This window comes from Yersinia kristensenii (genome assembly GCF_900460525.1).
GTDB classification, from domain to species: domain Bacteria; phylum Pseudomonadota; class Gammaproteobacteria; order Enterobacterales; family Enterobacteriaceae; genus Yersinia; species Yersinia kristensenii.
In genome coordinates, this window is record NZ_UHIY01000001.1 from 1,475,810 (window position 1) to 1,501,156 (window position 25,347).

The window sequence follows — 25,347 nt, forward strand, 5'->3', positions numbered from 1 at the left end:
GGTGGTTTATTTTTTGCGCAAAAATGACCCTTCATGACGGGCCTATAAAAACAAAAAAGCCGACAACATGCCGGCTTTTATTGATGCTATTTTTATCGCAGATTATTCAACTGTCACTGATTTAGCCAGGTTACGCGGCTGATCCACGTCAGTACCTTTAATCAGCGCAACATGATAAGCCAGCAATTGTAGCGGCACGGTGTAGAAGATAGGGGCAATAATCTCTTCTACATGCGGTAGCTGAATGATTTTCATGCCTTCGCTATCCGTGAAGCCAGCATCTTGATCGGCAAACACATACAGCAAACCGCCGCGCGCGCGCACTTCTTCAATGTTAGATTTCAGTTTTTCCAACAATTCATTATTTGGCGCAACCACGATGACCGGCATGTCAGCATCAATCAATGCCAGTGGGCCGTGCTTCAATTCACCCGCTGCATAAGCTTCGGCATGAATATAAGAAATCTCTTTCAGTTTCAGCGCCCCTTCCATCGCAATCGGGTATTGATCACCACGCCCAAGGAACAGTGCATTGTGCTTATCAGAGAAACCTTCAGCCAGTGCTTCTATGGTCTTATCCAGAGACAGCATCTGCTCAATACGCGCAGGTAAAGCCTGTAGTGCATGAACAATGTCGTGCTCTAAACTGGCATCAGCGCCTTTCAGCTTGCCGATACGCCCCACCAGCATCAATAACACAGTCAACTGAGTGGTAAAGGCTTTGGTTGAGGCCACACCAATCTCGGTACCGGCTTTAGTCATCAAGGCTAAATCTGATTCACGCACCAGCGAAGAACCGGCGACATTACAAATTGCCAGCGAACCTAAATATCCTAACTCTTTGGATAAACGCAGGGCAGCCAGTGTATCGGCGGTTTCACCAGATTGTGACAAGGTGATCAGCAGGCTATTAGGGCGCACAGCAGATTTGCGGTAGCGGAATTCGGAGGCAATTTCTACATCGCAAGGTACACCGGCTAATGATTCAAACCAATAACGCGAAACCATGCCTGAGTTGTAAGAAGTACCGCAGGCGATGATTTGAATATGCTGGACATCAGCCAACAAAGCATCGGCCTTAGGGCCAAGCTCGGATAAATCAATCGCACCGTGGTTTAAACGGCCTTCTAGCGTGTTCTTAATTGCCATTGGCTGTTCATAAATTTCTTTCTGCATGTAATGGCGGTAAACACCTTTATCACCGGCATCATATTGCACCTGAGATTCAATTTCAGGGCGTTCAATAGCATTACCCTGCTTATCAAAAATGGCGATGCTACGGCGAGTGACTTCAACCACATCACCCTCTTCCAGGAAGATAAAGCGACGGGTGACTGGCAACAAAGCCAGTTGGTCAGAGGCAATAAAGTTTTCACCCACACCACAGCCAATAACCAGTGGGCTACCTGAACGTGCGGCTATCAAACGGCTTGGGTCACGGCTATCCATCACAACAGTGCCGTAAGCACCACGCAATTGCGGGATCACTCGCTTAACCACTTCCAGTAATGAACCGCCCTGTTGTAGCTCCCAATGCACCAGATGAGCAATAACTTCAGTATCAGTTTCAGAACTGAAACTATAGCCACGGCCAATCAATAATTCACGCAAAGGTTCGTGATTTTCGATAATGCCGTTATGAACAACGGAGATATAGTCCGAAACATGGGGGTGCGCATTAGCCTCTGATGGCTCACCATGAGTGGCCCAACGGGTATGTGCAATCCCAGTTCCACCATGTAAATCTTGGCTTTCGGCCGCATCAGATAGCGCCTGAACTTTACCCACTCGACGTAAACGAGTCAGATTACTGTCGGCATCCACTACAGCCAAACCAGCTGAGTCATAGCCACGGTATTCAAGACGACGTAAACCTTCGATCAGAATCTCAGCGATATCACGTTGCGCTACTGCGCCAACAATTCCACACATCTGTTTTATTCCTATGTAAGGTTCTTTTAGAACCTTGTCGATGTCAGTGACCTGAATTTCCGGATTTTCCGGGTTCCCCGAGCCTGTAGAGTTGGGGATTATTATGTTTTGTTCTGTATTCTCGCCACAAATGGATAAGCCAAAAATACAGGGCAAAACATTCATTCAAAAAACAGCCCTTCAACAAAAAAATGATATTGAAGAGGCTGTTTTATATACCCTAAATCATTCGAGTTGCAGGAAAGTAGCCATGCACATGCAACTTGAAGTATGGCGGATATGGCTTATTTTTTCTTAACCGGACGCTGCCAGCCCTGTACATGGACTTGCTTAACACGGCTAAGAACTAACTCATTTTCGGCAATATCGCGGGTGACAGTAGTACCAGCAGCAATAGTTGCACCCTTTGCCACAGTGACAGGAGCGACCAGTTGAGTATCAGATCCAACAAAGACATCATCGCCAATAATAGTTTTAAACTTATTGGCTCCATCATAGTTGCAGGTTATGGTTCCTGCGCCGATATTTACGCCAGAGCCAATCTCAGCATCACCTAAATAAGAGAGGTGTCCAGCTTTAGAACCTTTACCCAAACGGGCTTTCTTGATTTCAACAAAGTTACCGACATGTGCACCTTCTGCTAACTCAGCACCCGGTCGCAAGCGGGCAAATGGCCCAACAGTACAACCAGCATCCAAACGAGAGTCTTCCAACACACTGTATGGACTGATTTCTGAATCATCGCCAATGACACAGTTTTTCAGTACACATCCGGTACCAATACGAACCCGATCACCTAAAACCACATGACCTTCAATAATGACATTGGTATCAATAGTGATGTCACGGCCATGTGTTAATTCTCCGCGCAAATCAAAGCGCGCAGGATCCAGTAACATCACCCCGGCTAATAACAGCTTTTCAGCTTGTTCTGACTGATAGACACGCTCAAGAGTGGCTAATTGCAGGCGGTTATTGATTCCTTCCACTTCACTCAGGCGAGTTGGGTGCACTGCAACTATTTTCTTACCATCAGCATGGGCCAGAGCAATAATATCGGTGATATAAAATTCACCCTGGGCATTATTGTTGTCTAACAATGATAACCAGCGCTTGAGATCACGGCCATTAGCAACCAATATCCCAGTATTGATTTCATTGATCTCGCGTTGGGCATCGCTGGCATCTTTATGCTCAACAATCCCCACCACATCGCCATTCTCACGAACAATGCGCCCGTAACCGCTAGGGTTATCCAACTTCACCGTCAACAAGCCAATACCGCCCTGTGGCTTGGCTGCCAATAGGCGCTCAAGAGTATCAACGGAGATCAACGGCACATCTCCGTACAGCATCAGGACATCTTCATCATCAGAAAAATAGGGTGCAGCTTGTTGCATCGCATGCCCGGTACCCAACTGTTCGGCTTGCAGTACCCAATTCAGTGCCGGGTCAGTCAGTGTTTTTTTCAACAACTCACCACCGTGCCCATAAACCAGATGAACGTGTTGAGCACCCAACTTCATGGCAGCATCAATAACATGCTGAACCATCGGCTTACCTGCCAGTGGGTGTAATACCTTAGGAAGGTCGGAATACATACGTGTCCCCTTACCCGCGGCAAGGATGACTACACTCATTGAGCTGTTAGACATAAGCAACCTGATAACTCCAAATTAATAGACGGAAGTAAACCTGTTTAGCGAAATAATTACTACATATTTCTCAGCGAAAAACGTACTCAACCCGCATAGTTAAAGGGTTGCAGCAATTGAGCAGGTAATAAAAAAATGTAGTCAAAAGTGTCTGCGATCAGCGACGTTTTCTGACCTGTTTTTATCAAAACACTCTCACCTATTCAGATAATTAACTACTTATTTTACGCCAAGAAACAAGAGTTTTCAGAAAGAAACGCTTTCAGTTTAGCGTAGGATTAATTAAATACAGGAGAGGTAGGTTAAATGACTGCGCCCAAAGGCGAAAGAGGACAGAAAGTCGGTTTTATTGAATGTAAAAGTAAAAAAAAATGCCAATCAGTTTTACTGACTGGCATTCTATCGTTCTTTATATTCTTCGTATTTGAAATAGCAAGAGGTTAGCGATTTTCGCTGGCCACCGACAATCCCAATCACTTTGAATATATAATAATTTTACATATCAGTGGGTTAATAAAAACCCACCACTGTAAAATCACATCGCTTTCCTGGTCAGCTCGATTACACGTAGTTTTGCAATCGCCTTCGCCAATTCAGCGGATGCCTGAGCATAGTCGACATCACCGTGGGAATTATTGATATGGTCTTCAGCTTTACGCTTAGATTCCAGCGCCTTAGCTTCGTCCAGATCAGTTCCGCGAATAGCAGTGTCAGCCAATACGATCACCACACTCGGTTGCACCTCAAGGATGCCGCCAGAAAGATAAATAAACTCTTCCTCACCGAACTGCTTAACGATGCGTATCATGCCAGGCTTAATGGCAGTGAGCAGCGGGGCATGACCAGGGAAAATACCCAGTTCACCTTCACTACCCGTCACCTGAATTTTTTGTACTACGCCTGAGAACATTTTCTTCTCTGCGCTCACAACATCCAGATGGTAAGTCATTGCAGCCATGTCACCCTCCAGTCAACAGCGTTACAGTTTCTTGGCTTTTTCCACTGCTTCTTCAATGGTGCCAACCATGTAGAACGCCTGCTCCGGCAGGTGGTCATAGTCGCCGTTCATGATGCCTTTGAAACCACGAATGGTATCTTTCAGCGATACGAACTTGCCCGGTGAACCGGTAAAGACTTCTGCCACGAAGAACGGTTGAGACAGGAAGCGCTGGATTTTACGCGCACGGGATACAACCAGTTTGTCATCTTCTGACAACTCGTCCATACCCAAAATCGCGATGATATCTTTCAGTTCCTGGTAACGTTGCAGAATAGACTGCACGCCACGCGCTACATCGTAGTGCTCCTGACCAACAACCAGCGGATCAAGCTGACGGCTGGTGGAGTCGAGCGGGTCAACCGCTGGGTAAATACCCAGAGAGGCGATTTGACGGCTCAGAACGACGGTTGCATCCAAGTGAGCAAAGGTGGTTGCTGGAGATGGGTCAGTCAAGTCATCCGCTGGCACGTAAACGGCCTGAACAGAAGTGATTGAACCCGTCTTAGTGGAAGTAATACGTTCCTGCAACACACCCATTTCTTCTGCCAGCGTTGGCTGGTAGCCTACCGCAGATGGCATACGACCCAACAGTGCGGATACTTCCGTACCAGCCAAGGTATAGCGATAGATGTTATCGATGAACAGCAATACGTCACGACCTTCATCACGGAATTTCTCCGCCATGGTCAGGCCGGTCAGTGCAACGCGCAGACGGTTACCTGGTGGCTCATTCATCTGGCCATAAACCAAGGATACTTTGTCCAAAACGTTGGAGTCAGTCATCTCGTGGTAGAAGTCGTTACCCTCACGAGTACGCTCACCCACACCAGCAAATACAGAATAACCTGAGTGCTCAATCGCAATGTTACGAATCAGCTCCATCATGTTTACTGTTTTACCAACACCCGCACCACCGAACAGACCGACTTTACCGCCCTTAGCGAACGGACAAATCAAATCCATTACCTTGATACCGGTTTCTAACAAGTCTTGCGAGCTGGCAAGCTCTTCGTAAGAAGGCGCTTCACGGTGGATTGCCCAACGCTCTTCTTCACCGATAGGCCCTTTCATGTCGATTGGATCACCCAATACGTTCATGATACGGCCCAGAGTTGATTTACCCACCGGCACTTCAATTGGGTGTTCCAGGTTGATAACTTTCAACCCGCGGCTCAAACCATCGGAAGAGCCCATTGCGATACAACGAACAACACCACCGCCCAGCTGTTGCTGAACTTCCAGCACGAGCTTCTCAGCTGCGCCTTCAACCTCAAGGGCGTTGTACACTTTTGGTACAGCGTCTTGGGGGAATTCGACGTCCACTACGGCGCCGATTACCTGGATAATCTTTCCAGTAGCCATCTTGAATCCTCTACGTAATACGTTTACCCGTCATATTCCAAATTGCTGGGGCGTTGGCTGCCTTCTCTCACCCTAGTAACTTACTCTAAGCAAGCGCCTGGGGATTTGCTCAGTTGCCGCCTTCCCGCAATCTGAACTATTTAGGGTAATAACCTGGTTAAACCGCGGAGGCTCCCCCGACGATTTCGGTGAGTTCCTGAGTGATGCTGGCCTGACGAGCTTTGTTGTAAACCAACTGCAGCTCTTTGATCAGACTGCCGCCGTTATCGGTGGCGGCTTTCATCGCTACCATTCGCGCGGCCTGTTCGCTAGCCAGGTTTTCAACGACGCCCTGATAAACTTGCGATTCCACATAGCGACGCAGGAGAGTATCCAGCAGTGCTTTTGGATCGGGTTCATACAGGTAATCCCAGGATTTTCTCTTCAGCTCACCGTCTTCCGCTGGCGGAAGGGGTAACAGCTGCATGATCCGTGGTTCCTGAGACATCGTATTGATAAACTTGTTATTAACGATATACAGTTTATCCAAACGACCTTCATCATAGGCTTGCAACATCACTTTCACTGGCCCGATAAGCTCTGACAGAGAAGGGTTATCCCCCATGCCAGTCACCTGAGCAACAATCTTGCCGCCCACGGAACCAAAGAAAGAAGCTGCTTTTGACCCGATCAGCGCTAAATCACATTCAACGCCTTTTTCAGACCAACCTTTCATCTCAGCCAACAGTCTTTTGAACAGGTTAATGTTCAAACCACCGCACAAGCCACGATCTGTAGAAACCACCAGATACCCAACGCGCTTAACGTCACGCTCTTCCAGGTACGGATGTTTATATTCCAGATTACCTAACGCGAGGTGACCAATCACACTACGCATTGTTTCTGCATAAGGACGGCTAGCCGCCATGCGTTCCTGCGATTTACGCATTTTGGAGGCGGCGACCATCTCCATGGCTTTGGTGATCTTTTGCGTGTTTTGCACGCTGGCGATCTTGGAACGTATCTCTTTTGCGCCGGCCATTTCTGCTTCTCCTCATTGCCAGACGGCCTGCTTTCCTAACGAAAAGCAGGACCGTATAGCGTTACCAGGACTGGGTTGCCTTAAATGTATCAAGGATGCCTTTCAGCTTGGCCTCGATTTCATCGTTATACGCGCCAGTTTGGTTGATTTGTTGCAGAAGCTCGGCATGCTCACGGTCAGCAAATGCCAACAGTGCAGCTTCAAAGCTACCTACCTTCGCCAACTCGATATCACCCAGATAACCACGTTCAGCTGCGAACAGAACCAGAGACTGCTGCGCAACAGACATCGGTGCGTATTGTTTCTGTTTCAGAAGCTCGGTCACTTTCTGACCATGGCTCAGCTGTTTACGTGTTGCATCATCCAAATCGGATGCGAACTGGGAGAACGCAGCAAGTTCACGATACTGTGCCAGAGCGGTACGAATACCACCGGACAGTTTTTTCATGATCTTGGTCTGCGCTGCACCACCCACACGAGATACGGAGATACCCGGGTTAACCGCAGGACGAATACCGGCGTTAAACAGGCTGGATTCCAGGAAGATCTGACCATCGGTAATAGAAATTACGTTGGTCGGAACAAACGCGGAAACATCCCCTGCTTGAGTTTCAATGATTGGTAATGCGGTCAAAGAACCGGTTTTACCTTTCACTTCACCCTTGGTAAAGGCTTCAACGTAATCGGCGTTAACACGCGCAGCACGCTCCAACAAACGGGAGTGGAGGTAGAATACGTCGCCAGGATAAGCTTCACGACCTGGTGGACGACGGAGCAGCAAGGAGATTTGACGATATGCAACAGCCTGTTTAGACAGGTCATCATAAATAATCAGCGCATCTTCACCGCGGTCGCGGAAATATTCACCCATGGCACAACCAGAGTAAGGTGCCAGGTATTGCAATGCTGCTGATTCTGAGGCAGTAGCGACAACCACAATGGTGTTAGCCAATGCGCCATGCTCTTCCAGTTTACGCACTACGTTTGCAACAGTAGAGGCTTTCTGGCCGATAGCAACATACACACATTTAATGCCTGAATCGCGCTGGTTGATGATCGCATCAATCGCCAGAGCAGTTTTACCTGTCTGACGGTCACCGATGATCAATTCACGCTGACCACGACCGATTGGAATCATGGCATCGACAGACTTATAGCCGGTCTGAACAGGTTCATCAACGGATTGACGTTCGATAACGCCAGGTGCGATAGCTTCAACAGCTGAGAAGCCATCGTTTTCTACCGGACCTTTACCATCAATAGGTTCACCCAGAGTATTGACGACGCGACCCAACAGGCCACGACCGACTGGAACTTCCAGGATGCGGCCAGTACATTTAACCTTCATGCCTTCGGCAAGATCGGCGTACGGACCCATAACTACAGCACCTACGGAGTCGCGCTCCAAGTTCAGTGCGATTGCGTAACGATTGCCTGGCAGTGCGATCATCTCGCCCTGCATAACCTCGGCCAAACCGTGTACGCGAATGATCCCGTCACTAACGGAAACAATAGTACCTTCATTGTGAGCTTCGCTCACCACATTGAACTGAGCAATGCGCTGCTTGATCAGTTCGCTGATTTCGGTGGAATTCAGTTGCATATGCTCCAGTCCCCTTAAGACTGCAAGACGTCCGCCAGGCGTTCTAGACGACCGCGAACGCTGCCATCTATCACCATATCGCCTGCACGTATTACTACGCCGGCCATTACGGACTTATCGATTTTGCAATTCAGCTTAACTTTGCGTGATAGACGTTTTTCCATCGCAGCGGCAATTTTCGCCAGCTGTTCGTCGTTCAATGGGCTCGCAGAGCTCACTTCAACGTCGACGGTCGACTCCAGCGAGGCACGCAGTTGAATAAACTGCTGTAGTACCTCAGGAAGAACCAGTAAACGGCCATTCTCCGCCATAACTCGAATGAAGTTCTGTGCGGGTTCATCGAGCTGATCACCACAGACTGCAATAAACGTCTTAGACATTGTTTCTGGCGCTACAGCACCAGAAAGCAATTCAGCGATTTGTTCATTGCGCGTCACTTGGGCAGTAAACGCCAGCATATCTTGCCAACGTTCAACCACCTGGTGCTCAACAGCAAAGTCAAAAGCTGCTTTGGCGTAGGGGCGAGCTACAGTTACAAATTCAGACATCAGCCCCTCCCTCCTTACAGTTCAGCGACCAGTTTATCAACGATGTCGCTGTTAGCAGCTTCATCCACGGAACGTTCGATGATCTTCTCGGCGCCAGCTATAGCCAACATCGCGACTTGCTTACGCAACTCTTCACGAGCACGCTTACGTTCGGCGTCGATCTCTGCCTGCGCTTGCGCCACGATTTTGTTACGTTCCTGTTCAGCCTCTGCTTTAGCTTCATCAAGGATTTGAGCTTTGCGTTTACTCGCCTGCTCAATAATCACCTGTGCTTCTGCTTTGGCCTTCTTCAGTTGGTCGGTCGCATTGGCTTGCGCTAAGTCCAAATCTTTTTTGGCACGTTCTGCAGAAGAGAGACCGTCAGCAATTTCTTTTTGACGCTTCTCGATGGCAGCCATAATCGGCGGCCATATATACTTCATACAAAACAGGACAAACAGGACAAACGCGATGGCCTGGCCGAGGATTGTTGCGTTAAGATTCACAGCACAATGCCTCTTTAAAAGTTAATAGTTTGGTGTAGTTCACAGTAGAGAAAACTCTACTTACGCGACAGCAAACATCACGTACAGACCCAGACCAACAGCGATCATAGGGATGGCGTCAACCAGACCCATGACGATAAAGAACTGTGTACGCAGCAGAGGAATCAGGTCAGGCTGACGTGCAGCGCCTTCCAAAAATTTACCACCCAGGATGCCGATACCGATCGCAGCACCGATTGCCGCTAAACCCATCATTATAGCGGCAGCCATGTACAGCAGATCCATATTCAGGTTTTCCATGACAGTCTCCAGTTTATTTCAGTTAAAACGCAGTAGTGTTATAAGAAAATCAGTGCTCTTCGGACGCCATCGACAGATAGACAATCGTCAGAACCATGAAGATAAAGGCTTGTAGCGTAATAATCAGTATGTGGAAGATAGCCCAAGGTAAACTGAGCATCCACTGTGACCACCACGGCAACAGACCAGCAATCAGGATGAAGATCAACTCACCCGCATACATGTTGCCGAACAGTCGCAGACCGAGTGAAACCGGTTTGGACAGCAGGCTGACACCTTCCAGAATTAAGTTCACTGGAATGAATATCGGGTGATTGAACGGCTGCATCGTTAATTCTTTTACGAAGCCGCCTACACCTTTCATTTTAATGCTATAGAACAGGATCAGGATGAAGACACCCAATGCCATGGACAAGGTAATACTTACGTCAGCAGTCGGTACCACGCGCAGCGCTGGTAACCCAAAGACATGTTCACCGATGTAAGGCAGTAAATCGATTGGCAGTAAGTCCATCATGTTCATCAATAAAACCCAAACAAACACAGTTAGGGCTAATGGTGCGATGACTTTACTTTTGCCGTGGTACATATCCCGTACGCTGTTATCGACAAAACCGATAATTAACTCAACAGCCGTCTGTAATTTACCAGGCACGCCACTGGTGGCACCTGCCGCAACTTTGCGGAACACAAACAGAAAAGCTAACCCCAGCACGACAGAGAAGAACAAAGAGTCAATGTTCAACGTCCAGAACGTTGCAGGGCCAGGTGAGTGGGGATTGACCAACTCAAAGGTACGCAGGTCCAACTGAAGGTTATTCAGGTGGTGCCCTATGTAGTCCCTTGGAGTAGAGATTTCTCCTGATGCAGACATGATGCCTCTTACCCTTTTTGTAGTTAAATACGGTGACCGTCGAATACGATAACTGTTAAGTACGGTAGCCGCTTATCACGGCCGGTGCCAATATCTGCACAATCAGCACCGCTAAATAGGTTAAACCGAGTGGCGCAAACGCTGCTTTAAACAGCCCTAATGCCACAATCAGCAAAATTATCGTCATGATAACTTTTAACCCTTCGCCAATGGCAAACGACCACGCAACACGACCTGGAGCAGCTGTTTTTACTTGATGGCGGCAAGCAAACAACATAAAAATGGCACTGGGCAACCAGGCTGCCAATCCTCCTGCCAGAGCAGAAGCACTCCATTCCAGGCTTTTAAAACCAAAAACAGCACTGAGAACAACAAAAGTCATTAACTGCAACAACAGCAACTTTCGTGCAATTTTCCCACTGTAAAGGGATACAGGCATGACGTTTGTTCTCTCCAAACCACACTAAAGGTATGCTGAGTGAGGTATAAAACTGCCTTTTACCCCATTGAGTCAAGCAGCAAAAAACGAGCAAATTATACGGGCCACTCAAACGAATTCAATCGATAAGTAGCGAAAAGGTGAACAATTATTTAAATTTTCTTCTTTCGCGCTATTTTCACAAGAAAAGCCTCGGAATAAAGCACATATTTAATTGTCTGACGATTCCAGCCATTATCAATAAATCGTGCAACAGATCACAAAACTTAAAACTAACTGATTTATATCCTATAAAGCTTTACTTTGTCTTTAACCAAAAGAGCCATTAAAACCTTTTACAAATCATAATGTTAAATTTAAACCATTATCAAACAACTTATCTACTTAGTAAAAACTTACCGTTGACATTTCAGATAATAACCTGGCAACAGTTTGGATACATAAAAAACATAATCTCTTCGGTAAAATAATGCTCAAAGTGACTATTTGGTCGCTTTCAATATAATTTGATCATCCGCAGACGATGTTTTTGTAAACAATACGTGAAATATAATCTTCCCGCATGAACATTAGCGAATAAATATTCGCCTATATTAAAAGGACTAAATAAGATAAACCCCCTACTTTCATTAAGGATTTATTACATTTTTTTGATAAATAGCAAAGTTAGTTTGACTTAAGAATAACCAAATGACGTTCACCGTCTAACTCTGGTATCTGCAATCTAACCACCGACTCCAAAACTATTCCTTCAGGCAATATCGCTAATTCATCATCTGGCCTTACCCCTTTTAGCGCATAAAAACGCCCTTCGGGCTTGGCTGGCAGATGATGACACCAAGACAGCATATCTTGTAGGGATGCAAATGCACGGCTTATTACACCATCAAATGGCGGTTTTGCGGCAAAGTCCTCAACTCGACTTTGTACCGGCTCGATATTGCTTAGCCCTAACTCATGCTGTACTTGCCGTAAAAAGCGAACGCGTTTACCCAAGCTGTCGAGTAATACGAAGTGCGCATCGGGGCGCACAATGGCTAAAGGTATCCCAGGAAGCCCAGGCCCCGTGCCAACATCAATAAAACGGTTACCTTGCAAGTGTGGGTTAACGACAATGCTATCCAGGATATGTCGTACCAACATTTGCATTGGGTCACGAACAGAAGTCAGATTATAAGCTTTGTTCCACTTATCAAGCAGTTCCACATAGCCGACCAATTGGTGTTTTTGCTGATCGGGTAACGCAATACCTGCTGCGTTCAGCAAGGAGTCTAATTTTTTTAACACAACAATATCCTCTGACTAAAAAACCTCTGTCAGCATGTAATGAGCCGATATACGGAGTGATAATCTAGCCGAGCTAGTGGTTTGAAATTTAGTTACTGTCTGCAAAACAGCTAAATCTGCCTGACTGCTGATCTCTCGCAGTTCAGGCAAATGTTGAATAGTTACGCGCTACGGCGTAGCAAACCCTGTTTTTTCAGCCAAACCAGCAAAATGGAAATTGCCGCAGGTGTAATACCTGAAATACGTGAGGCCTGGCCGATAGAATTAGGTTTGTGATCATTCAGTTTAGCGATAACTTCGTTCGATAAACCAGAGACTTGGCGATAATCTAAATCAGCGGGCAGCAATGTATTCTCATTGCGCAGCTGTTTTTCGATTTCTTCCTGCTGACGAGCAATATAGCCTTGATATTTAACCTGAATTTCAACTTGATCAGCAGCTTGCGGATCAGTTAATGCCGGGCCAAATGAAGGCAAAGTCGTTAACAAGCGATAGTCAATTTCAGGGCGGCGTAATAGTTCTTCCCCATTGGCTTCTTTTGACAGTGGGGCTTTCAGCAATGCATTGATTTCAGCTACATTTTCAGAATGAGGATGAACCCATATATCACGTAGGCGCTGACGTTCTTTTTCAATTTGTTCAATTTTCTGGCTAAAGTGTGCCCAACGAGCATCATCGACCAGCCCTAATTTGCGGCCCATTTCAGTCAAGCGCAAATCCGCGTTGTCTTCACGCAGCATCAGACGATATTCCGCTCGTGAGGTAAACATGCGGTATGGCTCTTTGGTGCCGAGAGTGCTTAAATCATCCACCAGCACGCCAAGGTAAGCTTCATCGCGGCGAGGTGACCACCCATCATCATCATTGGCGAAACGGCCCGCATTGAGGCCTGCAAGCAGCCCTTGAGCTGCTGCTTCTTCATAGCCAGTGGTACCATTGATTTGTCCGGCAAAGAATAAGCCCTGGATATATTTGCTTTCCAAAGTGGGTTTCAAATCGCGGGGATCAAAGAAATCATATTCAATGGCATAACCCGGCCGAATGATTCGTGCATTTTCAAGCCCTTTCATTGACCGGACTATCTGCATCTGGACATCAAAAGGCAAACTGGTAGAAATGCCGTTTGGATAGATTTCATTACTGGTCAGGCCTTCTGGTTCAAGGAAGATCTGATGTGAATTACGATCGGCAAAGCGCATGACTTTGTCTTCGATCGATGGGCAGTAACGTGGGCCAATCCCTTCGATGATCCCGGCATACATCGGGCTGCGATCCAAGTTATTGCGGATCACATCATGCGTTTTTTCATTGGTATACGTGATATGGCACGCCATCTGCTCAGGGTGCTGATCCGCATTTCCCAGGAAAGAGAATACTGGAATTGGCGTATCGCCAAGCTGAGGTGCTAATTGGCTAAAATCGATGGTGCGCGCATCAATTCGTGGCGGAGTACCGGTTTTAAGGCGATTAACTCGCAGCGGTAGTTCACGCAAGCGTTGTGACAATGAGATGGATGGCGGATCACCCGCACGGCCACCGCTGTAGTTCTCAAGGCCAATATGAATTTTCCCGTCCAGGAAGGTGCCGACGGTTAATACCACGGCTTTAGCACGGAATTTTAACCCCATTTTGGTCACAGCACCGACCACACGATCGTTCTCAACTATCAGATCTTCAACAGGTTGCTGGAAGATCATCAAGTTAGGCTGGTTTTCCAATGCGGTACGTACTGCCTGGCGATACAGGACGCGGTCAGCCTGCGCTCGAGTCGCTCTTACCGCAGGCCCTTTGCTGGCGTTTAGTATCCTAAACTGAATACCGGCCTGGTCAGTTGCCATTGCCATTAAGCCGCCCAGAGCATCGATCTCTTTTACCAAATGCCCCTTACCAATACCGCCAATCGCTGGGTTACAAGACATTTGTCCCAGTGTGTCGATATTGTGCGTCAGCAATAAGGTCTGACGTCCCATGCGTGCTGCTGCCATCGCAGCTTCCGTGCCGGCATGGCCACCACCAATGATGATGACGTCAAATTGATCTGGATAAAACATGGTACTGCACCTCGCCGTTATGCGAATTTCTGTATTTGCCCTGGGGTGGGGGATTATACTCAAGTTTAGACGATCGACCAAGTAGCTTAGGATCGCCCTTAATTAAAAGAAGATCTTTTTATTTAAAGATCTCTTTATTAGATCTCTTATTAGGATCATGATCCTCTGTGGATAAGTGAATATTCACATTAAAGATCATAATATTAAGGAGGATCGTTTGCTGTGAATGATCGGTGATCCTATTGCGTATAAGCTGGGATCTAAATGGCATGTTATGCACAGGCACTTTTAGTCACTAAGGTTGTTATGTGGATATGTACTGCTTATTACCTGCTTTTAAGCTTACTTATCCACATTCGATCGCGTGATCTTTAAGCAAATTAGAGCAAATCAATCCAATTTTTAACCCAAATCTCTGCCGGGTCCTCAGGAATTTCATGTTGGATGACGTCAATTTCTAAAATATCACCTACACGCAATGCTCCCTGAGCGATCAATTGCTGATCCAATTTTCTGACCGCACCACAGAAAGTGTCATATTCTGAACTGCCCAAACCAACAGCACCAAAGCGAACCTGAGAGAGATTCGGTTTCTGCTCTTCTATTTGTTCTAATAAAGGCTGAAGATTGTCTGGCAAATCACCGGCACCATGGGTGGAAGTGATGATTAGCCACAAACCATCCAGAGTTAGCTCGTCCAATTCAGGGCCATGCAATGTTTCTGTCGAGAAACCCGCCTCTTCTAATTTCTCAGCTAAATGTTCAGCAACATATTCAGCACTGCCAAGTGTACTGCCACTGATCAAGGTAATGTCAGCCATAAAGAACCCAACCGAAGTAATGAACCAGTATTGTACGCTGTGAATCAGCTGGGATCTACCTGTGGATAATGTGGGTATAGTTATTTAGTGCTCAGGGCACGATGGTACGCATGATGGGGTTTTGCAGGGAAATAAGTGTCTCTGTTGACTGGATCTCATCAATCGTCTGGATCTTGTTGATAAGTACTTGTTGCAGTGCATCTATCGATTTACACATGACCTTAATAAAGATGCTGTAATGGCCTGTGGTGTAATAGGCTTCTACAACTTCTTCTAAGCTCTCCAGTTTTTTCAGTGCGGACGGGTAATCTTTGGCACTTTTCAAAATGATGCCGATAAAGCAGCACACGTCATAACCCAGCTGTTTTGGATTAACGTGAACGCAGGCTGCGGTGATAATTCCCGCCTGGCGCATTTTCTCAACACGGACATGAATTGTCCCTGGACTTACACCAAAATTTTTTGCTAATTCTGCGTAAGGTGTGCGCGCATTTTCCATTAATGCGTTCAGGATGCCGCGATCGAGATTATCGATTTGATAAATTTCACCCATATTACCCGCCTTTTTTTATCGATTATCTAATTATAGACCCATAAAAATGAATGATTAAAAGTGAAATAGCAATATTGTTTGTTGGATATTGAATTTAACCCCTATTCTGTTGCTTAATCGATGACAAGCCAAACGGCACAATAAACAATTTGCATAATCGACAGCAACGAATTGAGAAAACGACAATGAAAAAACAATTTATTCAAAAACAACAGCAGATCAGCTTCGTAAAATCTTTCTTTTCCCGTCAATTAGAACAGCAACTGGGTCTGATTGAAGTACAGGCACCTATCCTGAGCCGTGTTGGCGATGGTACTCAAGATAACCTTTCTGGTTCAGAGAAAGCGGTTCAGGTAAAAGTAAAAACTTTGCCAGATGCGACCTTTGAAGTTGTTCATTCATTAGCTAAATGGAAACGTAAGACTTTAGGCCGCTTTGATTTTGGTGCTGATCAAGGGATTTACACCCATATGAAAGCATTGCGCCCTGATGAAGATCGTCTTAGTGCTATTCATTCAGTGTATGTTGATCAGTGGGATTGGGAGCGCGTAATGGGGGGTGGTGAACGCAACCTGGCTTACCTGAAATCCACTGTTAACAAAATCTACACTGCGATTAAAGAAACTGAAGCGGCGGTCAGTGCTGAATTTGGTATCAAACCTTTCTTGCCAGAACAGATTCATTTTATCCACAGTGAAAGCTTGCGCGCTAAATTCCCTGACCTTGATGCAAAGGGCCGTGAACGCGCTATTGCTAAAGAATTGGGTGCAGTATTCTTGATTGGTATCGGCGGTAAATTGGCTGATGGTCAATCTCATGATGTTCGTGCGCCAGATTATGATGACTGGACCTCTCCGAGCGCGGAAGGTTTTGCTGGGCTAAACGGCGACATTATTGTTTGGAACCCGGTGCTGGAAGATGCTTTTGAAATTTCATCCATGGGAATCCGTGTCGATGCAGAAGCATTGAAACGCCAGTTGGCTCTGACATCTGATGAAGATCGTTTGAAATTGGAATGGCACCAATCACTGCTACAAGGCGAAATGCCACAAACAATCGGCGGCGGTATCGGCCAGTCCCGTTTAGTGATGTTATTGCTGCAACAACAGCATATTGGTCAGGTTCAGTGTGGTGTGTGGGGGCCAGAAATTAGCGCGAAGGTTGAAGGCCTGCTGTAAACATCCCTGATTATCTTTTTATTATTTCAACCCGTTATGGCTTATGCAGCTATAGCGGGTTTTTAACATCATAAACATGAGCGGGTTCTTTCATCTATGCTGTAGGTGGCATAATAGTAAGATGTTTCACCTATAAGGCTGCTGACGTTATGGTTCGATTTCACCCACTTAGACATTATTCACATGCTCGTCCAAGATTATTGTTATCCGTTGGTGCTGGAATAATCACTTACTTTCTGTTGCCATCACATTTCACTGTATTGCTGCGTCTGATGGTGAGTTGGAATATATTTGCGTGGCTCTATTTGTTGTTTTTATGGCTGCAATTATTGCGAAATGATCCGAAAAAAATCAGACTAATAGCTCGTAAACAGGATGAAAGTGCCACTATGGTGCTGAGTATTGTCAGTATGGCGTGTCTGGCAAGTATTCTGGTTATCCTGTTTGAGTTAAGTACGGCAAACCAGTTATCTGGGTCGGCTAAAGCATTTCATTTAGTGCTCACGGGAATGACGTTATTGGTTTCGTGGCTATTATTGCCAACCGCTTTTACTATGCATTACGCCCATTTGTTTTATCAGTCCCGTGATGAGTCTGATGCTGTTCTCCCGTTAATTTTCCCCAAAGAGGTTACTGAGCCTTCCTATTGGGATTTTCTTTATTTTTCATTCACTATTGGTGTGGCTTCGCAAACTGCAGATGTTTCGACCGGCACGTCAGACATCCGCCGCGTCGTATTATTGCAGTCAGTATTGTCTTTTATTTTCAATATGACGATCTTGGGGCTGTCAATTAACGTCGGTGCGGGGTTGCTTAATTAGTTCTATTTGTTAGCGTTTCCAGCGGCGTATTAAGCGGCTTTTCAACCCGGTATCAAAGCGCCAGATATGATCGAAAATCCGCATGATACCGGGCTTACCATAGGCAGACATCGCCACGGCATGGAACCGGTGGTGATGGGCTTGCTGCTGGATTTTAATCTTTCTAATCAATTCCTCGGGTAAACGCTGGGCAATGAAATCGGAAATAATCACGGCATCCGCATCATACCAATCCCTCTCTTCCATTTTATTGAGGGTACTGGCTAAACAAGCCGCCAGATCGGTACCACCACGAAAATGTTGGCTGAGAAAACGTATCGCCTGCTCAATACCACTGGCTGATGAGAGTTCGTAGTGAATGATTTCCGTGGCGAATAACATGATGTAACAGCGGCGATTATCCTCCAGCGCAATACGGAGCAGCGCTAAACAGAATGCTTTAGCACATTGCTCGTTAAATTCCCCCATTGAACCCGAGGTATCGACACAGACAATAAAAGGGCCACGGGGTTGTTCGTCATGGTTTTTAAGGCTGACCGGGCGCTGCAAGGTTTTCTCCTGCCAATTATCACCTTGTAAGCGATAAGTGAGTAAACGCCGCTCCAGTAGGCGGCGATAAAACTCAAACTCCAATTCACTCATTCCCAACATCACTAGCTCGGTCGGCAGTAATCGCAGAATATCATTGCTCTGATGAATGCCACTGACTTCCTCTGGCACGGTATCAGGTTGCCGCACCATCACGGTGTAAGGTTCAAAACGGGCATTGGGAGTGGGTTGTGCTTTAGCACTGCGGCTGCGGCCCAGTTGCTCCGCGAGTTGCTGTAATTCCGGCTGTTGTTGCAGAAAATCGCCATATTGCAGCAATAACTGATAATCACCGCGCTGTAAGTGGCCCTGACTCATATCCCAAAGTCGCCCAGCCGCGCCATCATTAGTCGCCAGGATCGGTTCCAAAGCACCACTGAGTGCCAGCCGTTGTTGTAACTCAGCTAAAAGTTGCTCCCGTTCTTGCTCAAGCAATTGATGATGAATAGTGATGGTCTGTAAGGTTAGGCTGACGCGCCAGCGCTGTAAAAAGAGGGTTTGAAAGCTATCGCCAGTTTGGGGATTTTTTTCTAAATCAGCGGTTTGTAGCAATGATTTAGCTTGGGCGGCGAAAGGGGAATGCCATTGTTGCAGCTGCGCCACAATCTCCGGGAGATGGGCATAAAATAACGGATTGGTCTCCAACAGGCTCTGTTGATACAGGGCAAACTCATTTGCCAGACTCGTGGGGACTTTCGCCTCCCGAATACGCTGTTGCAAGTTTTGCTTCCAGCCGGGGATATCCTTCATTAATGCCCGTTTAATGCGCGGGAATTTTTCAAAGAATATGGCTAACTGCGGTGATACCAATAACCCCACCACCATCTCTTCGATAAGCTCACTTTCGCTTATCGATAGCAGCAAATCCAATGTTGCCAGGCTGAGCATTGACTAATACCCGCGTAGTTTTTGTTGTAGCTGTTTCACTTGCTCTGCCACATTCAACAAGCTGGCTTCTATTTTCGCCAACCAAGAGGACGGCGTGAATAAACAAGGTTGATGCTGACTGAATAAGCGCCGTTGCTCCGCCAGGCTATTTTCCAGTTCTGCCAACTTTATCAGTAACTCGGGCGGCACACTGGCGGTAGCCGCTCCGGGTTGTGACAATATTGATGGTTGGCGGCTTACATCCAGTACCGTGATATGCAGTTGATCGTCAATTTCGGCATCAATAGATTGGGCATACCCGACCCCATTTAATTTGGCGCGTAAAACGCCCCCTTTATTCAACCATTGAGCCAGTGCTTCTTTCTCTATTTGCAGATGATTGACCTGAATGTCATGCAAACTAAGCGGTTTTTGCAGAAACAGGGTCAGGGTGCTATCTGTGAGATGCTCTGGCAGGGAATATTGCGCTTTACGGCTGAACATTCCGCTTTGCTTGGTCACTGTCAGCGCTTGATGGTCACTTTGCTGCTGCTGGTGCTTCAACCATTGGCCATGAATATGCTGGAGCTTCATTAATAGGCTTTGCTGCTGATATCCCTGCTCCGTTAGCAACTGTTCAAGCTGTTTTTGTAGCAATTTAAGCGAACTCAGGTCATGCCATAAGCAATCTTTCAGCAAGATTAAGTCGATGGGGGTTATTTCATCCCGACCACTGAAAAAGGCGCTAGCTTGCAGTAAACGTAGGGCTTTTTTCCAACGGCGGTCAGAGACATACGGCGCTTGTTCTTGCGCACTGAGCTGTTGACGTAGCTGAAAAATAAGCTCAAAACAGTTATCTGGTAGGGTTATTTTGTCTATCAACGGCTGCCACTGATAAAACTCGTCATCAGTGATACTGAGGTTTTCAGCGACTGGATTGTGATTTTCATTTTGACGGCTGAGTAGCAATGAGCGGAAGTTCTGTTTTTCTTGCACGCGATCCAGCCACAGGCGGATCAGCATTCGGTCATAAAGCGCTTCCAGACTGCTGTCCGCATCCGGCAACTCATTAGAGGCCGTCACCAATAAACGCATCGGGATACTGTCTTCCCGATCACCATTACGAAAGCGCCGTTCATTAATGGCGGTCAGCAAAGTATTCAGAATAGCTGGGCCTGCTTTCCAAATTTCATCCAGGAAAACAATTTCAGCCTCGGGTAAATAGCCGCCAGTCATACGCTGATAGCGCCCTTCTTCTTTCAATGCTTGGATTGAAAGTGGACCAAATACTTCTTCCGGTGTAGAAAAACGGGTCATCAGATATTCAAATGCCCGGGCGTTTCGGAAAGCGAATTTTAGGCGGCGGGCAATCAGGCTTTTGGCAATCCCCGGCGGGCCGAGCAGGAATACACTCTCGCCGCTGAGGGCGGCCAACAAACACAAGCGGATAGCCTCCTGTCTTTCATACAGCCCACTCTCAAGGGCACTGCTTAAGCGGGAGATTCTTTCTGCTAATTGTGATGATTGCGCCATAATTGCTCTATATGTCCATTAGTTGATTAATTTTTACCTGATCAGCGGAAATAAATCCTCTTTTTCTTAATGGGATAGATCTTTGATTAGTAATATTTTTATATCATCAGCTATTTGTAGTCGATCTACTTTTGCTCTTTCTTGTGCTTGATTTAAGAGTAGGCAATCTATTGAAATGGTGCATACTGTGCGCCTTTTGGTGGCCGTCAAGGGACACAGAGCCGGTTATTGCGGTTCTTAAACGTACACATCAGGTTATGGATGTTCTAGCAAAAAGAATTCAATTATGAGCACAGAACATAAAAAACAATCTTTATCGGCGGTAACCCTGGCAGCAATCGGGGTCGTTTACGGTGATATTGGTACTAGCCCACTCTATACCTTGAGAGAGTGTTTTTCTGGTCATTACGGTTTTGATGTCCGTCCGGATGTGGTATTTGGGTTTTTATCACTGATTTTCTGGATGTTAATTCTGATTGTCTCGGTTAAATATCTGACCTATGTCATGCGCGCGGATAACGCCGGTGAAGGGGGGATTTTAACCTTAATGTCTTTGGCTGGGCGTAATACGTCTTCCAGAGCCACTTCCATTTTGGTGATCCTCGGCTTAATTGGTGGCAGTTTCTTTTATGGTGAGGTGGTCATCACCCCGGCAATATCGGTTATGTCGGCCATCGAAGGGCTAGAAATAGCCGCACCTGCACTTGATCCTTATATTGTCCCTTGCTCTATTGCCGTTTTAACCCTGTTATTTGTGATTCAAAAACACGGGACTGGCAGCGTCGGTAAATTGTTTGCCCCGGTGATGTTGGTTTGGTTCCTGACCTTGGCGCTGCTGGGGTTACGCAGTATTATCGCGAATCCAGAAGTGCTGGCTGCATTGAATCCGAAATGGGCGATAAGCTTCTTCACTGAATATAAGTCTGTTTCATTTTTTGCCCTTGGTGCGGTAGTTTTAGCTATTACCGGGGTGGAAGCCTTATATGCAGATATGGGGCATTTTGGTAAATTTCCTATTCGGTTAGCATGGTTTACCGTGGTGCTGCCCTCATTGGTGCTAAATTATTTTGGCCAGGGCGCGTTATTACTGAAAAATCCGGAAGCCATCAAAAACCCCTTCTTCCTGCTCGCCCCCGACTGGGCATTGATTCCACTATTAATATTGGCGACATTGGCGACCGTTATTGCCTCGCAGGCTGTCATCTCCGGTGTATTCTCACTGACCCGACAGGCGGTTCGTTTAGGTTATTTACCGCCGATGCGCATTATTCATACCTCAGAAATGGAATCAGGGCAGATATATATCCCGGTGATTAACTGGACGCTGTATCTGGCGGTGGTATTGGTGATTGTCGGATTCGAACGCTCCAGTAATTTGGCGGCCGCTTACGGTATTGCCGTAACCGGTACCATGGTCATCACCAGTGTTCTGTTCTGTACCGTAGCGCTGAAAAACTGGCACTGGAACCGAGCTTTTGTTGGTTGCCTGTTAGTGCTCTTATTGATTATTGATATTCCCATGTTCTCTGCCAACGCCCTGAAATTGTTCTCCGGTGGTTGGTTGCCACTGTCATTGGGGCTGGTGATGTTTATCATCATGACCACCTGGAAAAGCGAGCGTTTCAGCTTGTTGCGCCGTATGCATGAACACGGCAATTCACTGGAAGCGATGATTGCTTCATTGGAGAAGTCACCTCCGGTTCGTGTTCCCGGCACCGCGGTCTATATGTCGCGGGCGATGAATGTTATTCCGTTCGCATTGCTACATAACCTCAAACATAACAAAGTATTACATGAGCGAGTGGTCTTACTGACACTGAGAACTGAAGATGCGCCGTATGTCCATAATGTTAATCGCGTGACCATCGAGCAGCTCTCGCCGACGTTCTGGCGGGTTGTGGCGAGTTATGGTTGGCATGAAACCCCAAATGTGGAAGAGATTTTCCATCGCTGTGGTTTGGAAGGCTTACCTTGCCAGATGATGGAGACTTCATTCTTTATGTCTCACGAGTCACTCATTCTGACCAAGCGGCCATGGTATATGTTCTTGCGCGGCAAGCTGTTTATTGCCCTCAGCCGTAATGCGCTGCGCGCTGCCGATCAGTTTGAAATCCCGCCGAATAGGGTGATTGAATTGGGAACTCAGGTAGAGATTTAGCTCAAAGGCTGCTGACAAAGTTGATACGCGGGGAAATGTGCCGAATGGGTCCCTCTTAGTGTCAAATACAAGTGCGTAAGCCGTCGGAGCGCCCGTCGGTGCAGCCGCCCGTGACAAAATAGATTTATCAATAACCTTCAAGGCCGTTAAACATAACGGCCTTTTTCACATTCATCATCCCCGCTTTTCATTTGTTCAGCGAAACGTTTCGATGGTGATCACAATTTCACCAAATTGGGTTTGCCTTCTGCGGTCATTTTTCTAAACTCAGTATCAGCGAAACGTTTCGCTGTTGGAGTCGAAAATGAAAAAAGGCGCATTACTGAATTCTGATATTTCTGCTGTTATCTCCCGCCTGGGCCATACCGATCAGATTGTGATAGGTGATGCGGGGCTGCCAATACCGGCAACCACCACACGTATCGATTTGGCACTGACTCGAGGCGTCCCTGGGTTCCTCCAGGTTTTTGAGGTGGTAACACAAGAAATGCAGGTTGAGAGTGCCGTCTTGGCGGAGGAGATTATTAAAAATAACCCGCAACTCCATGAAACGTTACTCGCACAACTATCACAACTTGAGCAACACCAGGGAAACCAAATTGCTTTGCACTATATCAGCCATGAGGCTTTTAAAGAGCAAACCAAACAAAGCCGGGCAGTGATTCGTAGCGGGGAATGTTCCCCCTTTGCTAACATCATTCTCTGCTCCGGCGTAACTTTCTGAGGCGTTTATGCAACCTTTGCTGCAACTGAAAGGGATTGATAAAGCCTTTCCCGGCGTCAAAGCACTCTCGGGTGCTGCGCTGAGTGTCTATCCCGGCAGGGTGATGGCACTGGTAGGCGAAAATGGGGCCGGAAAATCGACCATGATGAAAGTGCTGACCGGTATCTATAACAAAGATGCTGGCAGCCAACATTTCTTGGGTAAAGAAGTGGTGTTTAATGGCCCGAAAGACTCACAGGAAGCGGGGATTGGCATTATTCATCAGGAACTTAACCTGATCCCACAGTTAACCATCGCAGAAAATATCTTTTTAGGGCGCGAGTTTGTTAATCGCTTTGGCAGCATTGATTGGAAAAAAATGTATGCCGAAGCTGATTTATTGCTGGCGCGCTTAAATATCAGCTACAGCAGCCATCGGCTGGTGGGCGAGCTTTCCATTGGTGATCAGCAAATGGTGGAAATCGCCAAAGTGCTGAGCTTTGAATCCAAAGTCATCATTATGGATGAACCAACCGATGCCCTGACCGACACTGAAACGGCCTCTTTATTTAATGTTATTAAAGAGTTGAAAGCGGAAGGCCGTGGCATTGTTTATATCTCCCACCGCTTAAAAGAAATCTTTGAGATTTGCGATGACGTCACGGTGTTCCGTGATGGGCAGTTTATCGCCGAAAAACCGGTTAACACGCTGACCGAAAACTCACTGATTGAGATGATGGTAGGCCGTAAGCTGGAAGAGCAATATCCGCGCCTAAATTTACCGCGTGGTGAAAAACGCTTACAGGTCAAACAGCTATGTGGCCCAGGGGTGACAAATGTCAATTTCACCCTCTACAGTGGCGAAATTCTGGGTGTGGCGGGTTTGATGGGCGCTGGCCGCACTGAGCTGATGAAAATCATCTATGGTGCGCTGCCGCGTAAATCTGGCTTTGTTATGTTGGATGGCCGTGAAGTCGTGACTCATTCACCGCAGGATGGTTTAGCAAACGGCATTGTGTACATTTCTGAAGATCGTAAGCGCGATGGCTTAGTGCTCGGCATGTCAGTTAAAGAAAATATGTCTTTGACTGCATTGCGTTATTTCAGCCGTTCAGGGGGATCGCTCAAGCATGCTGATGAACAGCAGGCGGTGGCGGATTTCATTCGTTTATTTAATATCAAAACGCCTTCCATGGAACAGCCGATTGGTTTGCTGTCCGGTGGTAATCAGCAAAAAGTGGCTATCGCTCGGGGTCTAATGACTCGGCCGAAAGTTTTGATCCTTGATGAACCCACTCGTGGGGTGGATGTCGGGGCCAAAAAAGAAATCTACCAGTTAATTAACCAATTCAAACAAGAAGGGCTGAGCATCATTCTGGTTTCCTCGGAAATGCCGGAAGTGCTGGGCATGAGCGACCGCATCATTGTGATGCATGAAGGCCAGTTAAGCGGCGAGTTTTCTATTGAACAGGCTACCCAAGAAGTGTTGATGGCTGCGGCCGTCGGCAAGCGCGATTTATTGGAAAAATAAATTATTTAGACTCTCAATAATTCGAGTTGCAGGAAGG

At 46.7% G+C, this 25,347-nt stretch carries 22 protein-coding genes; 5 read left to right on the plus strand and 17 right to left on the minus strand.

Going from position 1 to position 25,347, the window contains the following annotated elements:
* Positions 1 to 102: 102 nt before the first annotated feature.
* The 15 genes from glmS to asnC all read right to left on the minus strand — a co-directional run bounded on the left by glmS (position 103) and on the right by asnC (position 15,931).
* Positions 103 to 1,932: a glutamine--fructose-6-phosphate transaminase (isomerizing) gene (gene glmS / locus DX162_RS06835; RefSeq protein WP_032821103.1), complete on the minus strand. Its 1,830-nt coding sequence runs from the start codon at positions 1,930 to 1,932 to the stop codon at positions 103 to 105.
* A 284-nt stretch (positions 1,933 to 2,216) separates the two neighbouring features.
* Positions 2,217 to 3,587 carry a bifunctional UDP-N-acetylglucosamine diphosphorylase/glucosamine-1-phosphate N-acetyltransferase GlmU gene (gene glmU, locus DX162_RS06845; RefSeq protein WP_032821107.1) on the minus strand — a complete coding sequence of 457 codons (1,371 nt, stop codon included), beginning with the start codon at positions 3,585 to 3,587 and terminating at the stop codon, positions 2,217 to 2,219.
* Between the two features lie 535 nt (positions 3,588 to 4,122).
* Positions 4,123 to 4,545, minus strand: a complete 423-nt coding sequence (locus DX162_RS06850) for a F0F1 ATP synthase subunit epsilon (protein ID WP_004393020.1) — start codon at positions 4,543 to 4,545, stop codon at positions 4,123 to 4,125.
* Between the two features lie 21 nt (positions 4,546 to 4,566).
* On the minus strand, positions 4,567 to 5,949 hold the full coding sequence (atpD, locus tag DX162_RS06855) for a F0F1 ATP synthase subunit beta (protein ID WP_032816366.1): 1,383 nt from the start codon (positions 5,947 to 5,949) through the stop codon (positions 4,567 to 4,569).
* A gap of 157 nt (positions 5,950 to 6,106) precedes the next feature.
* Positions 6,107 to 6,970 carry a F0F1 ATP synthase subunit gamma gene (gene atpG, locus DX162_RS06860; RefSeq protein WP_004393031.1) on the minus strand — a complete coding sequence of 288 codons (864 nt, stop codon included), beginning with the start codon at positions 6,968 to 6,970 and terminating at the stop codon, positions 6,107 to 6,109.
* Between the two features lie 61 nt (positions 6,971 to 7,031).
* Positions 7,032 to 8,573: a F0F1 ATP synthase subunit alpha gene (gene atpA, locus DX162_RS06865; protein WP_004393033.1), complete on the minus strand. Its 1,542-nt coding sequence runs from the start codon at positions 8,571 to 8,573 to the stop codon at positions 7,032 to 7,034.
* A 14-nt stretch (positions 8,574 to 8,587) separates the two neighbouring features.
* On the minus strand, positions 8,588 to 9,121 hold the full coding sequence (gene atpH / locus DX162_RS06870) for a F0F1 ATP synthase subunit delta (protein ID WP_004393034.1): 534 nt from the start codon (positions 9,119 to 9,121) through the stop codon (positions 8,588 to 8,590).
* Positions 9,122 to 9,135: 14 nt separating this feature from the next.
* Entirely contained in the window at positions 9,136 to 9,606 is a 471-nt protein-coding gene (gene atpF, locus DX162_RS06875) for a F0F1 ATP synthase subunit B (protein ID WP_004393038.1), read from the minus strand.
* Positions 9,607 to 9,666: 60 nt separating this feature from the next.
* The gene (gene atpE / locus DX162_RS06880) at positions 9,667 to 9,906 is read right to left on the minus strand and encodes a F0F1 ATP synthase subunit C (protein ID WP_004393045.1); all 240 of its coding nucleotides are present in this window, start codon (positions 9,904 to 9,906) and stop codon (positions 9,667 to 9,669) included.
* A gap of 49 nt (positions 9,907 to 9,955) precedes the next feature.
* Positions 9,956 to 10,780: a F0F1 ATP synthase subunit A gene (gene atpB / locus DX162_RS06885; RefSeq protein WP_005161179.1), complete on the minus strand. Its 825-nt coding sequence runs from the start codon at positions 10,778 to 10,780 to the stop codon at positions 9,956 to 9,958.
* A gap of 55 nt (positions 10,781 to 10,835) precedes the next feature.
* Entirely contained in the window at positions 10,836 to 11,219 is a 384-nt protein-coding gene (gene atpI, locus DX162_RS06890) for a F0F1 ATP synthase subunit I (protein WP_004393047.1), read from the minus strand.
* A gap of 666 nt (positions 11,220 to 11,885) precedes the next feature.
* Complete coding sequence (gene rsmG, locus DX162_RS06895) at positions 11,886 to 12,506, minus strand: 16S rRNA (guanine(527)-N(7))-methyltransferase RsmG (RefSeq protein ID WP_049558396.1); 621 nt, start codon at positions 12,504 to 12,506, stop codon at positions 11,886 to 11,888.
* A 161-nt stretch (positions 12,507 to 12,667) separates the two neighbouring features.
* Positions 12,668 to 14,557 (minus strand): tRNA uridine-5-carboxymethylaminomethyl(34) synthesis enzyme MnmG, encoded by a 1,890-nt coding sequence (gene mnmG / locus DX162_RS06900; RefSeq protein ID WP_004393049.1) that lies wholly within the window; start codon positions 14,555 to 14,557, stop codon positions 12,668 to 12,670.
* 380 nt (positions 14,558 to 14,937) lie between these two features.
* On the minus strand, positions 14,938 to 15,378 hold the full coding sequence (gene mioC, locus DX162_RS06910) for an FMN-binding protein MioC (RefSeq protein ID WP_004393050.1): 441 nt from the start codon (positions 15,376 to 15,378) through the stop codon (positions 14,938 to 14,940).
* A 91-nt stretch (positions 15,379 to 15,469) separates the two neighbouring features.
* Positions 15,470 to 15,931 carry a transcriptional regulator AsnC gene (gene asnC, locus DX162_RS06915; protein ID WP_004393055.1) on the minus strand — a complete coding sequence of 154 codons (462 nt, stop codon included), beginning with the start codon at positions 15,929 to 15,931 and terminating at the stop codon, positions 15,470 to 15,472.
* Positions 15,932 to 16,116: 185 nt separating this feature from the next.
* On the opposite strand from asnC, the gene asnA reads away from it, so the two are divergent.
* Positions 16,117 to 17,109, plus strand: a complete 993-nt coding sequence (asnA, locus tag DX162_RS06920) for an aspartate--ammonia ligase (RefSeq protein ID WP_004393057.1) — start codon at positions 16,117 to 16,119, stop codon at positions 17,107 to 17,109.
* 149 nt (positions 17,110 to 17,258) lie between these two features.
* Positions 17,259 to 17,930: a DUF1345 domain-containing protein gene (locus DX162_RS06925; RefSeq protein WP_098081032.1), complete on the plus strand. Its 672-nt coding sequence runs from the start codon at positions 17,259 to 17,261 to the stop codon at positions 17,928 to 17,930.
* 9 nt (positions 17,931 to 17,939) lie between these two features.
* Here DX162_RS06925 and viaA read toward each other — a convergent pair whose 3' ends face one another.
* A complete protein-coding gene (gene viaA, locus DX162_RS06930; RefSeq protein WP_004393061.1) occupies positions 17,940 to 19,406 on the minus strand; it encodes an ATPase RavA stimulator ViaA in 1,467 nt (488 codons plus the stop codon).
* Between the two features lie 3 nt (positions 19,407 to 19,409).
* Positions 19,410 to 20,918: an ATPase RavA gene (ravA, locus tag DX162_RS06935; RefSeq protein ID WP_004393064.1), complete on the minus strand. Its 1,509-nt coding sequence runs from the start codon at positions 20,916 to 20,918 to the stop codon at positions 19,410 to 19,412.
* A 286-nt stretch (positions 20,919 to 21,204) separates the two neighbouring features.
* Between ravA and kup the strand changes: the two genes are divergently transcribed.
* The 3 genes from kup to rbsA all read left to right on the plus strand — a co-directional run bounded on the left by kup (position 21,205) and on the right by rbsA (position 25,310).
* Positions 21,205 to 23,076, plus strand: a complete 1,872-nt coding sequence (kup, locus tag DX162_RS06940) for a low affinity potassium transporter Kup (protein ID WP_004393066.1) — start codon at positions 21,205 to 21,207, stop codon at positions 23,074 to 23,076.
* 304 nt (positions 23,077 to 23,380) lie between these two features.
* Positions 23,381 to 23,800 (plus strand): D-ribose pyranase, encoded by a 420-nt coding sequence (gene rbsD, locus DX162_RS06945; protein ID WP_004393068.1) that lies wholly within the window; start codon positions 23,381 to 23,383, stop codon positions 23,798 to 23,800.
* A 7-nt stretch (positions 23,801 to 23,807) separates the two neighbouring features.
* Positions 23,808 to 25,310 carry a ribose ABC transporter ATP-binding protein RbsA gene (gene rbsA / locus DX162_RS06950; RefSeq protein WP_004393070.1) on the plus strand — a complete coding sequence of 501 codons (1,503 nt, stop codon included), beginning with the start codon at positions 23,808 to 23,810 and terminating at the stop codon, positions 25,308 to 25,310.
* Positions 25,311 to 25,347 lie beyond the last annotated feature (37 nt).

Bases quoted from the DNA above. Each gene is read 5' to 3' on its own strand.
- glmS (WP_032821103.1), bottom strand. From the start codon at position 1,932: ATGTGTGGAATTGTTGGCGCAGTAGCGCAACGTGATATCGCTGAGATT.
- glmU (WP_032821107.1), bottom strand. From the start codon at position 3,587: ATGTCTAACAGCTCAATGAGTGTAGTCATCCTTGCCGCGGGTAAGGGG.
- DX162_RS06850 (WP_004393020.1), bottom strand. From the start codon at position 4,545: ATGGCTGCAATGACTTACCATCTGGATGTTGTGAGCGCAGAGAAGAAA.
- atpD (WP_032816366.1), bottom strand. From the start codon at position 5,949: ATGGCTACTGGAAAGATTATCCAGGTAATCGGCGCCGTAGTGGACGTC.
- atpG (WP_004393031.1), bottom strand. From the start codon at position 6,970: ATGGCCGGCGCAAAAGAGATACGTTCCAAGATCGCCAGCGTGCAAAAC.
- atpA (WP_004393033.1), bottom strand. From the start codon at position 8,573: ATGCAACTGAATTCCACCGAAATCAGCGAACTGATCAAGCAGCGCATT.
- atpH (WP_004393034.1), bottom strand. From the start codon at position 9,121: ATGTCTGAATTTGTAACTGTAGCTCGCCCCTACGCCAAAGCAGCTTTT.
- atpE (WP_004393045.1), bottom strand. From the start codon at position 9,906: ATGGAAAACCTGAATATGGATCTGCTGTACATGGCTGCCGCTATAATG.
- atpB (WP_005161179.1), bottom strand. From the start codon at position 10,780: ATGTCTGCATCAGGAGAAATCTCTACTCCAAGGGACTACATAGGGCAC.
- atpI (WP_004393047.1), bottom strand. From the start codon at position 11,219: ATGCCTGTATCCCTTTACAGTGGGAAAATTGCACGAAAGTTGCTGTTG.
- mnmG (WP_004393049.1), bottom strand. From the start codon at position 14,557: ATGTTTTATCCAGATCAATTTGACGTCATCATCATTGGTGGTGGCCAT.
- mioC (WP_004393050.1), bottom strand. From the start codon at position 15,378: ATGGCTGACATTACCTTGATCAGTGGCAGTACACTTGGCAGTGCTGAA.
- asnC (WP_004393055.1), bottom strand. From the start codon at position 15,931: ATGGGTGAAATTTATCAAATCGATAATCTCGATCGCGGCATCCTGAAC.
- asnA (WP_004393057.1), top strand. From the start codon at position 16,117: ATGAAAAAACAATTTATTCAAAAACAACAGCAGATCAGCTTCGTAAAA.
- DX162_RS06925 (WP_098081032.1), top strand. From the start codon at position 17,259: ATGGTTCGATTTCACCCACTTAGACATTATTCACATGCTCGTCCAAGA.
- viaA (WP_004393061.1), bottom strand. From the start codon at position 19,406: ATGCTCAGCCTGGCAACATTGGATTTGCTGCTATCGATAAGCGAAAGT.
- ravA (WP_004393064.1), bottom strand. From the start codon at position 20,918: ATGGCGCAATCATCACAATTAGCAGAAAGAATCTCCCGCTTAAGCAGT.
- kup (WP_004393066.1), top strand. From the start codon at position 21,205: ATGAGCACAGAACATAAAAAACAATCTTTATCGGCGGTAACCCTGGCA.
- rbsD (WP_004393068.1), top strand. From the start codon at position 23,381: ATGAAAAAAGGCGCATTACTGAATTCTGATATTTCTGCTGTTATCTCC.
- rbsA (WP_004393070.1), top strand. From the start codon at position 23,808: ATGCAACCTTTGCTGCAACTGAAAGGGATTGATAAAGCCTTTCCCGGC.